A 12890-nucleotide genomic window follows, 5' to 3' on the forward strand; every position below is an offset into this window, starting at 1 on the left:
GAACGGAAGAGAACCATGACTGGCACGTCCCGCAGGATCGCTGTCTTCGGCGCGGGCTACATCGGCCTGGTGACGGGAGCGTGCTTCGCGGAGCTGGGTCACCGGGTCGTCGTCCGGGACATCCAGCCCGAGCGGATCAGGCTGCTGAACTCCGGCGACGTACCGTTCTTCGAGCCGGGCCTCGGCGACCTGATCGCCCGGAACAAGGAGCGGCTCTCCTTCACGCTGGACGTCCAGGAGGCGGTGAGCGACGCGGAGGTGGTCTTCGTCTGCGTGGACACCCCGCCGACCGCCTCCGGTGACGCGGATCTGTCCCGCGTCTGGGCGGTGATCGACGCCGTACGGGATGCCGCGCATCTCGTCGCGGTCGTCGTGAAGAGCACGGTCCCGGTCGGTACGGGCGCACGCGTGCGGGCGGCTCTGGACGAACGGGGTCTGACGGACGTCGGATACGCCTCGAACCCGGAGTTCACGGCGGAGGGCCGGGCGGTCGACGACTTCCTGCACCCGGACCGCGTGGTCATCGGCGCCTCGGACGACACGACGGCCACCTGGGTGGCGGCCCTCTACTCGGCGCTCGACTCCCCCGTCGAACGGATGGATGTCGCATCGGCCGAGATGGTCAAACTGGCGTCCAACGCCCTGCTGGCCACGAGGATCACGTTCATCAACGAGATCGCGACCGTCTGCGAGGCGACCGGCGCGGACATCGGCCACGTCTCCCGCGCCGTCGGCCTGGACCACCGCCTGGGCCCGCACTTCCTGAAGGCGGGCCTCGGCTACGGCGGCTCGTGCTTCCCGAAGGACTCCCGCGCGCTGCGGGCCATGGCCAGCAACTCCGGCTACCCGTTCCAGCTGCTGAACGCGGTCATCCAGGTCAACGAGCTCCAGCCGCGGCGGGCCGTCCAGCGCCTCAAGGCCGAGCTGAACGGCCTCAAGGGCCGCCGCGTCGCGCTCCTGGGCATGACGTTCAAACCCGCCACGGACGACATGCGCGAGGCGCCCAGCACCACGCTCGCCGCCCGGCTCCTCGCCGAGGGCGCCACGGTCACCTGCTGGGACCCGATGGCCCCGCACACCACCGCCCAGCAGGACCCCTGGTCCGCCACCACCCGCCACCCGGATCCGCTCGCCGCGCTGGCCGACGCGGACGCGGCGATTTTGGTCACGGAGTGGCCCGAGCTGACGGACGTCGACTGGCCAGCCGCCGCCCGCACGATGCGCACCCCGCTGCTCCTGGACGGCCGCAACCTCCTGGACCCCGCCGCCCTCCTCGCCGCCGGCTTCACCCACATGGGCGTGGGCCGGGCGACACGGCGTCCGGCCTCCGTCAGGGAGTGACGACCGGGAAGCCGGGATCGGGCTGCGTACGGTAGGAGAGAAGCCGTACGAACAGGCCGGGGTCGCCTTCGGCGGTGATGCCGAGTTCGTCGGTGCTCCGGCCGGCCAGCAGCCCGAGGAGCTGGGCCTTGGTGAGCGTGAGGGTCAGCCCGGCGGGCGTACGGGGCGGGGCCGTGGCCTCGCGGTGGGTGAGGGCGCCGTTGTGCAGGGTGAGCCGGTGCCGGGTGCCTGCCCGGCCGGGTCCTTCGGTGAGGACCAGGTCGATGACCAGGTCGTCGTCCCAGGCGCGCGGCCCGTCGATCGCGATGGCGACCGAGTCGAGGAGCATCGGGACGGTGAGGGCCATCACCATCTCGGGGTTGGACAGGTCGACCATGTCCCCCGTGACGCCCTCGCGCAGCTCCTGGGCGCCGCGCAGGTAGACGTTGCGCCAGGTGGCGTTCTCGGCCCCGTACCCGAGCCGCTCGTACACCCCGGCCAGCGCCTCCTTGGCCTCCTGGCTCTCCGGGTCGGCGAAGACCAGGTGGCCGAGGAGGGTGGCGGCGAAGCGGAGGTCGCCGGCTTCGGCGTAGGCGCGGGCCTTGGCAAGCGCCTCGGCGGGACCGCCGGCGACCTCCACGTACCGGCGGGCCTCCTCCTCGGGCGGGAGCGCCCAGAGATGGGCGGGGTTGCCGTCGTACCAGCCGAGATAACGCTGGTAGACCGCCTTGGTGTTGTGGCTGAGCGAGCCGTAGTAGCCACGGGCGTGCCAGGCCTTCCGCAACGCGGGCGGGAGCTCGATCCGCTCGGCGATCTCGACGCCCGTGCACCCCTCGTTGAGCAGGCGGAGGGTCTGGTCGTGCATATACGCGTACAGGTCGCGCTGTTCGCTCAGGAAGCCGACCACGTCGTCGTGGCCCCAGGTGGGCCAGTGGTGGGAGGCGAAGCCGACGTCGTACCGCCCGTGGAAGTACTCGATGGCCTCGTCGAGGTAGCGGGCCCAGATCCGGCTGTCGCGGACGACCGCGCCGCGCAGGGTGAGCACGTTGTGCATGTTGTGCGTGGCGTTCTCGGCCAGGCACAGGGCGCGGTGGTCGGGGAAGAGGAAGTTCATCTCGGCCGGGGCCTCGGTGCCCGGGGTGAGCTGGAAGACGATCCGTACGCCGTCGACCGTCTCCTCCTGGCCCGTCCGGGTGATGTCCACGGTCGGCGGGACGAGGCTGATGGTGCCGGTGGAGGTGTCGGCGCCCAGGCCCACGCCGATCTGACCGTCCGGGGCCTTGGGGAGGCCGACGCCGTACATGTAACTGGCCCGGCGGGCCATGGCGTTGCCCGCGTACACGTTCTCGCTGACGGCATGCTCCAGAAAGCCCGCGGGGGCGAGGATCGGGACGCCCTCCTCGCTGCCGTGCGGGAGGACACCGCGGACGCCGCCGAAGTGGTCGCCGTGGGAGTGCGTGTAGATCACTCCGGTGACGGGCCGGTCACCACGGTGCTCCCGGTAGAGCGCGAAGGCGGCGGCCGCGGTCTCGACGGAGATCAGCGGGTCGATGACGATCACCCCGCGCTCGCCCTCGACGAGCGTCATGTTGGAGATGTCCAGCCCGCGCACCTGGTAGATGCCCTCGGTGACCTCGTACAGACCTTGACGCGTGCAGAGCCGGGCCTGCCGCCAGAGGCTGGGGTGCGCGGTGTCCGGCCGGTCCGCCGCGAGGAAGCCGTAGGCGTCGTTGTCCCAGACCACCCGTCCGTCGTCGCTCTTCACCACGCCGGGGACGAGGGCGCCGATGAAGCCCCGGTCGGCGTTGTCGAAGTCGGCCGTGTCATCGAAGGAGGGCAAGGTCTCGCTCATCTGTCTCCAGCTCCGTTCCCCACACGCGTCCCAGCCTGTCGCCCCATCTGACCACCGCCCGCGAACCACCGCATACCGGACTCCTGACCCCGCGACCGGCCCACGCCGAAACGGTCCGGCCCAGCACCTCGTGGATCGCAACGAACATGCTGCTCAGCGGGTCCACCTCGACCGGAGGCGAAACGTGGCACCGCCGGTGGATCGCCATCCGCTACCCTGTTCTCTGGTCGGCCGTCGGCGTAGCTCCTGTCAGGCAGCACTGCTGCTCAGCAGGGTCCACACCACATCTGACCAGCGGGCTTGGCGCTCCTGTCGAAGATCCACCCACCGGATCCTCTCCAGGGTTTCTCCAGGCCCTCGCCTTCGTAGCTCAGGGGATAGAGCACCGCTCTCCTAAAGCGGGTGTCGCAGGTTCGAATCCTGCCGGGGGCACAGCGCGCCAAGGGCCGGTTCAGAGGGTTGCTCCTCGTGAACCGGCCCTTTCGGTAGTCGGTCCAGCTCTGGACGGATGGCAGCGGGTCCTGACACGACTACCGCGACGGCGGGTCCGTCGCCTGGCCGGTAGGCGCGGGCATCCAGGGGTAGGAGCGGGAGCAGGCGCAGGACCGTACGCGGCACAGCCTCAGCCCGCACCGCACGTCGTGGCCCACGGGCGGCGTCCTCAGGGGGCCTCCGCGGACACTCGGCCGTGGCGGTCGAAGAGGAGCCACTCCAGCCACTCGGCCGTCACCCCTAGCTCTCTCGCCCAGGTGTGCATCGTGTTCACGTACACGGCGTACCTGGTCGGCCAATGGCTCACGCCCGCCGCCTCTCTGCTCGACCAGCCCAGGGCGTTCAGCGAGCGGAAGACGCGGTCGTCGAGGATCAGGGCCCGGTCGGCGTCGGGGCCCCGGTCGTCCACGGCCGCGAACCACTTGGTGAAAAAGGATCGCCCGACACCGTTGACGGTGAACCGGGTGTAGGCCGCCTCGAAGTTTCCGCTTCGGACCGACGCGCGTGTGTCCCGCAGGACGTCATCAAGGCGCGCGTCCGCGAGGGCGGCGGACGTGTAGCGGGGGCCGCGGCCGTTGGTCGTGCCCGAGCCCCAGATCATGACGGCCACGAACAGGTCGCGGAGCCCGGCGGGGTCGTCTCCGGCACGTGACCGCAGCGCCGTCACGTCGTGCCGGTCGAGTTCCCGGTCTCCGTGTCGTCCGTTCGTGGCCTCCTTGCCGATGCCGAGGACGTGCCCTGCTCCGTGCGGCTCCAGCCAGGGGCGCCAGGTGCTGGGGCGGAAGCGCACCGCGGCCTGGTTCCGCTGGGCGTTGGCGTCGACGAGTCTTCGCAGTTGGTCCAACGGATTCCCTCCACCGGTGACTACAAGCAGGCTCCGTAGCCTACGAGTTGGTGATCCGCCGGCGGTCCGCTTTCGCGAGAACACGGCGTCGTGGCACCGCGCGAAGTCACCCCGTACGGGCATGTGCGGCAAGAGCATGGGCCTGCGACTGGTTGCCGACTAGAGTCGCTCCATCACTGCTGGTTATGGGGCCAGGGGCTGGCTGCACGTATGCCGGGCCGCTGGTGGGGAGGGCCTGTAGAGCATGAGCCGTCGCTCCAATGGGTTGGTCGGTGTCTGGGCCGAGGCGCAGCGCCAACAGCAACGTCGACAAGAGGCGCAAGCCGGGTATCAGCGGGAGCTGGACAGGCAGCAGCGCGCCCGGCAGCGGGAGATCGCGTCCAGCTACCGCGAGCAGCGCCGGGCGTACCGGGAGCAGCGTGAGGCGGAGGCTCGGCGGCGTACGGAGGAGATCGACGCCCAGGTCGAGGTCTTGCAGCGGCTGCTGGCGGAAGGGTGCCGGGCCCCGGTGTTCAGGGTGGGCGCCCTGGCACGGGCGGAGCAGGTCGCGGCGTTCGACCCGGGGCAGCTCGCGCAGCCGATCCGTATGCCGGAGCAGCACCAGTACCAGGCGCAGGGTGGTTGGACCGCCGGCCGACGGGCCCAGGCGCAGGCGGAAGCGCGCGCCTCCTTCGAACGGGACTGGCGGGCCGCCCAGGCCGCGGAGGCGCAGCGCCAGCAGCAGTGGCAGCAGTACGAGCAGTGGGCGGAGGGGCAGTTGGGCGAAATCCGTCGGCACAATGCGGCCATTGCGGAGATGACCGCAGGGCTGCGCGACGGGGATCCCGATGCGGCTGTGGAGTTCTTCTCCGCCGCCCTCTACGCCTCGACCGGATGGCCGGAGGGCCTGCCCCGCCAGGTGTCGGCGGCGTACGACGCCGGGGCACGGCAGTTGGTGCTGAACTGGGAGCTGCCCCGGTACGACGTCGTCCCGGAGGCCAAGGCGGCGCGCTACATGATCAACGCCGATCAGGTGAAGGACTCACCGCGGCCGGTCACACAGCGCCGCGCCCTGTACCGGGATGTCCTCGCTCAGTCCCTTCTGCTGGTGCTGCGTGATCTCTTCGCGGCCGACGAGTTCGGTGCGCTGGAGTCGGTCGCGCTGAACGGGTTCGTGGACGATCACGACCCGACGACCGGCCGGCGCGCACCCATGTTCCTCGGTACGGTCATGGCCCCGCGCTCGGCCTTCGCCGCCCTGCACCTGGAGCAGGTGAACGCCGTCACCTGCCTGGTCGAGGGGCTCCGGGGCCAGTTGTCGACGCGTCCCGACCAGTACGCGCCCGTGCGGCCCGGCCGGGTGCCCGAAGACGTCGGGAACGGAGTCGTCACCCATGGCGGCGAGGAGGAGCCCGATCTGTACGAGATGGACCCCATCGCCTTCGAAGGGCTGGTCGCCGACCTGTTCCGCGCCATGGGCATGCAGGCGGTGACCACGCAGCGCTCGAACGACGGCGGTGTGGACGTCGATGCGCTGGACCCGACACCGATCCGCGGCGGCAAGATCGTCGTTCAGGTCAAGCGCTACCGCAACACCGTGCCGCCCACGGCCGTCCGTGACCTGTACGGCACGGTCCAGGACGCCGGGGCCAACAAGGGCGTGCTCGTCACCACGTCCCACTTCGGCCCCGGCGCCCACACCTTCGCCAACGGCAAGCCCCTGGAGCTGGTCGCGGGCTCCGAACTGGTCGACCTGCTGCACCGCCACGGTCTGCGAGGACGCCTGGGCAACGGGTCCGGGGACAGCGGCCGTGACACCGGGCAGGGCGGCGGAGAGGCATCGGTCCCCGCTCAGCGGGCGGCCTCACCGGACAGTACGGGCGCGGCCGATGACGGCGACCACAACGTGCTGGGCATGTACTGGTCGGGCAGCGTCGCCCTGGACGTCTGCGCGCTCGTCTGCCACGGCACCCGGGTCCTGGACGACGACCACTTCGTCTTCTACAACAACCCCCGGACGCCCGACGGCTCGGTCCGCGCGCTCGTCCCCCTGGCGCCGGACAAGGCCGCCATCCAGGTCTCCTTCGACGCTCTGCCCGAGCGTGCGGACCGCCTCGTCGTCATCGCCGCGATCGATCCCGTCGCCAACCCGGACGCCGATCTCTCCGGGTTCGCCGACGCCGGGATCCGGCTGCTCGACGGCGAGGGGACCCCGCTGGACCAGCTGGCCGTCTCCGACGGCCGCGAGGACGAGACCGCCCTCGTGCTGGGCTCCTTCCGCCGCCGCGCCAACGGTGACTGGGAGTTCGTCACCGGTGGCCGGGGATACCGGGGCGGGCTGGAGGAGCTGGTGCGGGACTACGGCATCGAGGTGGAGTAGGCGGGCCCGCCGCCCGCCCTACTTCACGCAGACCTCGTCCTTCCTGGGCAGCTTGCCCGTTGCCAGGTACCGGTTGACCTTGGTGTCGACGCACGCGTTCCCGTACTCCCCGTACACCGCGTGGCGGTTGGCGTTCTTGAGGGTGAGGAGCTTGGAGCTGGGGAGCTGGTCGTGGAGGGCGACGCTGCCTCGGTAGGTGGTGCGGGGGTCGCCGGTGGCGGCGACTATCAGGGACGGGGCGTCGTGGCGTATGCGGGTGGGGTGCTCGCGTGGGGCGTCCCAGAACGCGCACGGGCCGATGTTCTCGGTGAGGGGGCCGAACAAGGAGTGGGCGGCGCGGGTGCGTTCTATGTCGCGCCAGTAGAGCTCGGGGTTCCGTGAGGCCGGTACGTCGCCGCAGAGGATCGCCGTCTGGACGCTGCCGAAAGCCGAGCCCTCGCCGGTCAGTGCGAAGCGGAGTTGCTCGGTGAACTCCGGCGAGAGCGGCACCTGCCGGCCCTTCGCCGCCTTGGAGAGTATGGAGACCTGCTCGGCCAGGAACGCCCGCGACGCGTCGGTGTCGTCGGCCAGCCCCATGAAGAGGAGCGTCGGTATGTGGGTGTCGTCCAGGCGGAAGGTGCCCGGCTCGGTGCCGACCGTGAGGGGGCCCCTTGCCGCCTCTGCCATGACTCCGTCGACCGTGGCGAGCACCGCCGTACGGGTGCGGCCCAAGGTGTACGTCGTGTGGTGGCCGGCCGCCCAGGTGGCCCACGCGGAGAGCGCGGCGTCGTTCTCCCGGACCGCGTCCTTCATCAGCCGCGGGGTGTACGCGCGCGGGTCGATCGCCCCGTCCAGGACCATCCGGTCGTAGCGGCCGGGGAACAGCTGGGTGTAGACCGTGCCCAGATACGTACCGTACGAGTAGCCCAGGTAGGAGATCTTCCGCTCGCCCAGCGCGCCCCGGATCACGTCCATGTCGCGGGCGGTGTTGCGCGTGGTGACGTGCGGGAGCACCGAGGCGTTGGTGGCGCGGCACTTGGCGGCCAGGCTCTTGCTCAGGGCCACATGGCGGTCGAAGCCCGCCCTGCCGGCCCCGGCCGAGAACCAGGGGAAGCTGACGGGCCAGCCGCAGTCCAGCGGGGTGCTGCGGCCGACGAAGCGGGGGTCGAAGCCGACGATGTCGTAGCGGGCGCCGACCTTCTTCATCGCCTTGCGGATGACCGGCGGCGAGTCCACCGCCGTGCCGCCGGGGCCGCCGTTGTTGAGGAGGATCGCGCCGATGCGGTGGCGGGTGTCGGTGGCCTTGAGCCGGGATATCGCGACCGTGATCGTGCGGCCCCGGGGAGCGGCGTAGTCCAGCGGGACCGTGACGTTCGCACACTGCACGCCCGCCTTGTCCAGGTCGCGGCCCGTCGTGTCGTCCGGGGACTGCATACACGTGCCCCAGGTCAGGCGTTGGTCGTAGTAGCGGTCCAGCCCCGCTTGCGACTGAGCCGCCGTCTTCGCGGGTGCCGTCGTCGCCGTCCTCGCCGTGGGCGTCGCCAGGGCCGGAGACGCGGTGAGGCCTACGGCCAGTGCGAGGCCTGCGGCGGCGGCGCTGCGGGCCGTCGGGCTGTGGATCGTCCTGGACTTCGGTGCGTATCTCATGCAACTGACGCTAGAAGTTTCGGCGTTCGCACTCACTACGGCTGGCACCCCCGTTTGCAGGGGGGCCAGCTCCCCCTGGCCTCGGATCAGCCGGCCAGCAGCTCTTCGATCACCCACCACGCGTTCCGCGCCATCACCGGGTTCGACTCCCGGTAGGCGGCGAGCTCCATCACCGCGATGGACAGCGCCCAGCCACGCCCCCGCCGCCAGCTCGCGTCGTCGGCCTCCACCGCCGTACGGAACGTCTCCCTGGCGGCCGCGGGCAGCAGGTACCACGCGGCGATCAGGTCCACCGCCGGGTCCGCCAGGCCCATGCAGGCGAAGTCGATCACCCCGGTGAGCCGGCCCTCCGCGACCAGCACGTTGCCCGGCTGGAGGTCCCCGTGCACCCACACCGGCGCCCCCGTGAAGGCCGGCGCGGCCAGCGCGTCGTCCCAGGCGGCGGTGGCCGCTGCCGCGTCCAGGACGCCGTCCAGCCCGGCGATCACCTTGCGCGTCCGCTCGTCCCGGGAGGCCAGGGGTTCGGCCCGGTACGCGGGCGGGCCGTCCGCCGTGTCCACCCCACGCAGCGCGAGCACGAACTCCGCCAGGTCGGCCGCGAAGAGCTCCGGCGCCCACGTCCCGTCGCTGGGCGAGAGGTTGCCGCCCTCCAGCCAGGTGCACACCGACCAGGCCCACGGGAAGCCCTCGGCCGGAGCGCCTTGGGCCAGCGGCGTCGGGACGGGCACCGGCAGCTGCGGGGCCAGCCGGGGCAGCCAGTGGTGCTCCGTCGCCACGTCCGCCGCGCTGCCCTCCGTACGCGGCAGCCGTACCGCCTTGTCCTCACCCAGGCGGTAGACGGAGTTGGCCGTCCCGCTCGCGTCCAGCGCCCGCACCGGCAGGTCCGCCCAGTGCGGGAACTGCGCGGCGACCAGCGTTCGGACGAGCGTGGCGGAGTCGAGCGTGGCGGAGTCGAGTGCGGTGGGGTGCAGCGCGGTGGAGTGCGGCGTGGCGGAGCCCGGGGTCGTGCTGTCCAGGGTGGCGGACTCCGGGGTGGTGGACTCCGGGGTCGTGGGCTCCGGGGTCGTGGCGTCGTCTGTGGTGGCGTCCAGGCCGTACAAGGTCATTCCCGCACTGTGCCCCGTCGGGCGCCCACCACTCCGGCCTCCGCCGGCCGACCGCGTCCACAGCGGCACCGCCTCACCGGCACACCACCCCCATCTGCGCCGCCGCATGGTGCGCCCCCACCCGGTCCGCCGCACCCCAGTCCCGGCCCCGGTCGATGAGCAGCACCGCGAACGTGTCGCCCTTCACCGGGTAGTTGCCGACCTCGACCGGGCGTCCCCGGTGCTGGGTCTGGCGCACCGCGAAGCCGGTGTACGCGGAGTGCGCGTCGGTCGGGTCGGAGAGCACCCGGTACACCGTCGGGTCACCCGCCACGTCCTGGGCGCGGCCCTCCGGCGCCGACGGCACGAACACCGTCAGCGCGCACGCGCGGAAGCCCGCGCCGAGGTGCCAGGACCAGGTGGCGATGGAGCCGCGGTCCTCGGTCGGGCTGCCCGACATCGGGACGGCGCTGAACCGGCCGTCGCAGCCGCCGCCGGTGAAGCCGCCCGAGGAGACCGCGTACCAGCCCGCCTCGCCGCGCTCGAAGCGGCCGTACTCCCGGTACTCCCCCTCCGCGCAGCCCGGCCCGGCCCACCCCGTGAAGCGGCGCCCCTCCGGCCCGTCCGAAGGGTCCGACCCGTCCGAAGGATCCGGCACCTCCGACGGGTCGGAGGGACCGGACGGGCCGGAAGGGTCCGGCGGTTCCTCGGACGGTGGCGTACCAGGCGCCTCCTCCCCCGGCCCGATACGGGTCGGAGCCCCGCCTCCGATCCGGTCCGGTGGGCCGGGCAGGGCGCCCGCGCGGCCCGCCGCGTCCGTACGGCTCGTGCCGCCGCCCACGCTCCCGCCGCCCGACAGCAGCAGCACGGCCACCGTCGCCAGGCCTCCGGCGGCCACCACGACTCCCGCCGCCAGCAAGGCTTTACGCCGTCGGGGCAGAGTGGAGAGGCGGCCTGCCAGGGTCTCGTGCGCGACCCAGGAGCCGTCGCCGGCCGCCGTCCGGGAACGGGCCGCTCCGCAGCCGGGACAGACCATCCCCGGGAGCGCGCCGCGTTGTCCGCCGCAGTGTTCGCACCTCATGCCAGGACACCTTGCCAGGGCTGCGCCTCCAGAGGGAGGCCATACGAAGATGGCCCGTACAAAGATCCTCGCGGGAGCCCGCGCAGGGCGCCGTACAGGGGTCGGTTCCGCAACACCCTTGCACAACAGGCCGGTTCAGAACTGTTCAGACCTGTTCAGGCCCGTGCAGACCCGTTCAGGTCGTGCACACGAGCCCGGTCCGGCTCAGCTGAGCTCCTCCGGGCACGGCGTCCCCGGCTGCAGCTGGTACGGGGCCGCCAGCCGGTACACGCCCGGCTTCGGCGCGAGGAGTTCGGTCCACTCGTCGCCGTACGGCCCCTCGTCCTCGATCTTGTTCAGGCAGCCGTGGAGGTTGTCGAAGGTCTTGGGAGCCGTCTCGTCCTCCGCCGTCCGCAGCTTGGACTCCTCGGTCTCCTGCGGCCGCTCCAGGCTCTTGCCGTCCTCGTCGACGAGGCCGAGCCAGCGCGAGTACGGAATCCGGATCAGCACCCGGCCCGCCGACTCGACCCGGATCGTCAGCTCGTTCGCGCCCGCCTTCTCCACCGTGGCGGGCGGATCGGCGAGCGGGGTCGGCTCCAGGACCCGGTAGAGCTTCCAGTTCTCGTCGCTCCACACCTCGCGGAGGTAGGAGAGCCCCTGCCCGACGAGCTCCGTCTCCCGCTGGGCCCCGTTGTCCGGCCTGCCGGTGGGCAGCACCACGTAGTGGACGGCCCACCGGTCCAGCCACTGGCGGTAGTTGACCGCGTCCAGCGTGTCATCGTAGAAGAGCGGGTTGCGCTTCATGTCGGCCTGCCGGTTCCAGCCGCGGGCCAGGTTGTACGTGGCCAGCGCCGAGGCCTCCCGGTGGCTGCTCGCGGGGATCACCTCGACCCTGCCGCGCTCGGCCCCGACCTGCTGGAGCTGGTTGACCAGCGGGGCCAGCGAACGGGCCCAGGAGGCGTCGGGCGTGGTGCGGACGATGTCGTCGACGCCCTTGAAGCCGATCCAGAAGTTGAGCCCGGCGAACGCCAGCACCAGCGCGTACCAGCGGCGGCTGCGCGGCCTCGTGTACGGCAGGGCGGCGAGCAGCACGATCCCGGCGAACAGCATCGCCATCCGGGTCACGTTCGACCCGATCTGCGAGTCGACGAAGTAGGTGAGCACGGTGCCGAGGCCGTAGACGGCGGCCGCCGTGCGGACGGTGGACCAGTCGCGCGGTACGAGGACGAAGACCAGGACCGAGAAGAGGAACGGCAGCGACACCGTCCCCAGCGACATCGGCTGCGTTCCGGAGAACGGGAAGAGCAGCGAGGACAGCGCCACCACGGCGACCGGCGCGAGCCCGATCGCGTACGCGCCGGGGCGCCGCTTGTGGAGGAAGAGCGCGGCCGCGACCACGCCGAGGAAGAGCCCGGCGACCGGGCTGGAGGCGGTCGCGAGACCGGCGAGCGGGGCGGCGACGGCCGCCTTGGCCCACCGCTTGTACCGCCAGCGGTGCGGCCAGCAGAAGACGGCGGCGACGGCGCCGACCGCGAACATCATGCCGAGCCCGAACGTCACCCGTCCCGACAGCGCGTTGCACAGGTAGGCGAAGACCCCGGCGAGCGAGCAGGCCAGCGGATTGCGCACGGCCCGCACCCGGACCAGGATCAGCGCGGTCAGCGCCGCCGAGACCGTCCCCACGATCATCATCGTGGAGCGGACGCCGAGCACCGACATCAGATACGGCGAGACCACGCTGTACGAGACGGGGTGCATGCCCCCGTACCACGCGAGGTTGTACGCCGTGCCCGGATGCCGGCCCACGAACTCGGCCCAGGCGTCCTGCGCCGCGATGTCGCCGCCGCTGTTGGCGAAGAAGAGGAACCACAGGACGTGGGTGACGGCCGCGGCCGCCGTGGCGATGGTGACGGGGTGGCGCAGCAGCCGCCTGGGCGGGGTGGCGGACGGTTCAGGAGCGGCGTTCCGCTCGGAGGCGGACGAGGGCTCCGGCGTACGCGGTGAGGGCAGCAGGACGCGCGGCGCGGCGCTGTCGCCGTCCGCGATCTTTCCGGTGGTGCTGTCCGCCTCGCGGCCGGGTCTCGGCTCCGCGGTGGTCACTACGGCTCTCCCCGTCCTCCGGCGGCCCCGTACGCCTTACAGGACGCGTCCCGGCGTCCTTCAGTTGTCCGGGGACGCTAACACGTACCTCCGACACATACCCCTGACACCGAGGCGGGGTGAGCGACGCCGCTCACCCCGCCCCCGCGCCC

Annotated in this window: 8 protein-coding genes and 1 tRNA gene; 3 read left to right on the top strand and 6 right to left on the bottom strand. The window is 71.9% G+C overall.

Translation table 11 applies throughout. The features are described 5' to 3' along the window. The first annotated feature begins 15 nt into the window (after nt 1-15). Complete coding sequence (locus tag ACQP09_RS13635; RefSeq protein WP_433398942.1) at nt 16-1341, top strand: UDP-glucose dehydrogenase family protein; 1326 nt, start codon at nt 16-18, stop codon at nt 1339-1341. Here ACQP09_RS13635 and ACQP09_RS13640 read toward each other — a convergent pair. After that, a complete protein-coding gene (locus ACQP09_RS13640) occupies nt 1331-3172 on the bottom strand; it encodes an alkyl/aryl-sulfatase (RefSeq protein WP_433398945.1) in 1842 nt (613 codons plus the stop codon). The genes ACQP09_RS13635 and ACQP09_RS13640 overlap by 11 nt on opposite strands. Before the next feature lie 359 nt (nt 3173-3531). On the opposite strand from ACQP09_RS13640, the gene ACQP09_RS13645 reads away from it, so the two are divergent. Beyond that, nucleotides 3532-3604 (top strand) — tRNA-Arg (locus ACQP09_RS13645). Nucleotides 3605-3833: 229 nt separating this feature from the next. Here ACQP09_RS13645 and ACQP09_RS13650 read toward each other — a convergent pair. Continuing rightward, a complete protein-coding gene (locus tag ACQP09_RS13650) occupies nt 3834-4508 on the bottom strand; it encodes a hypothetical protein (protein ID WP_433398947.1) in 675 nt (224 codons plus the stop codon). Nucleotides 4509-4752: 244 nt separating this feature from the next. On the opposite strand from ACQP09_RS13650, the gene ACQP09_RS13655 reads away from it, so the two are divergent. Beyond that, a complete protein-coding gene (locus ACQP09_RS13655; RefSeq protein WP_433398950.1) occupies nt 4753-6867 on the top strand; it encodes a restriction endonuclease in 2115 nt (704 codons plus the stop codon). Between the two features lie 18 nt (nt 6868-6885). Here ACQP09_RS13655 and ACQP09_RS13660 read toward each other — a convergent pair whose 3' ends face one another. The 4 genes from ACQP09_RS13660 to ACQP09_RS13675 form a co-directional block, all read right to left on the bottom strand. Then, nucleotides 6886-8493, bottom strand: a complete 1608-nt coding sequence (locus ACQP09_RS13660) for an alpha/beta hydrolase (protein ID WP_433398953.1) — start codon at nt 8491-8493, stop codon at nt 6886-6888. 86 nt (nt 8494-8579) lie between these two features. Continuing rightward, nucleotides 8580-9599 carry an aminoglycoside phosphotransferase family protein gene (locus ACQP09_RS13665; protein WP_433398956.1) on the bottom strand — a complete coding sequence of 340 codons (1020 nt, stop codon included), beginning with the start codon at nt 9597-9599 and terminating at the stop codon, nt 8580-8582. A 73-nt stretch (nt 9600-9672) separates the two neighbouring features. Continuing rightward, nucleotides 9673-10659 (bottom strand): adhesin, encoded by a 987-nt coding sequence (locus tag ACQP09_RS13670; RefSeq protein WP_433398959.1) that lies wholly within the window; start codon nt 10657-10659, stop codon nt 9673-9675. A 204-nt stretch (nt 10660-10863) separates the two neighbouring features. Beyond that, nucleotides 10864-12738, bottom strand: coding sequence for an MFS transporter (locus ACQP09_RS13675; RefSeq protein ID WP_433398962.1), 1875 nt, complete (start codon nt 12736-12738; stop codon nt 10864-10866). Nucleotides 12739-12890 lie beyond the last annotated feature (152 nt).

The organism is Streptomyces sp. CA-146814 (assembly GCF_050942385.1).
GTDB lineage: Bacteria > Actinomycetota > Actinomycetes > Streptomycetales > Streptomycetaceae > Streptomyces.

What these genes read in the sequence shown, in the direction of transcription:
- ACQP09_RS13635 (WP_433398942.1), top strand. Translation starts at nt 16, where the DNA reads ATGACTGGCACGTCCCGCAGGATCGCTGTCTTCGGCGCGGGCTACATC.
- ACQP09_RS13640 (WP_433398945.1), bottom strand. Translation starts at nt 3,172, where the DNA reads ATGAGCGAGACCTTGCCCTCCTTCGATGACACGGCCGACTTCGACAAC.
- ACQP09_RS13655 (WP_433398950.1), top strand. Translation starts at nt 4,753, where the DNA reads ATGAGCCGTCGCTCCAATGGGTTGGTCGGTGTCTGGGCCGAGGCGCAG.
- ACQP09_RS13660 (WP_433398953.1), bottom strand. Translation starts at nt 8,493, where the DNA reads ATGAGATACGCACCGAAGTCCAGGACGATCCACAGCCCGACGGCCCGC.
- ACQP09_RS13665 (WP_433398956.1), bottom strand. Translation starts at nt 9,599, where the DNA reads ATGACCTTGTACGGCCTGGACGCCACCACAGACGACGCCACGACCCCG.
- ACQP09_RS13670 (WP_433398959.1), bottom strand. Translation starts at nt 10,659, where the DNA reads ATGAGGTGCGAACACTGCGGCGGACAACGCGGCGCGCTCCCGGGGATG.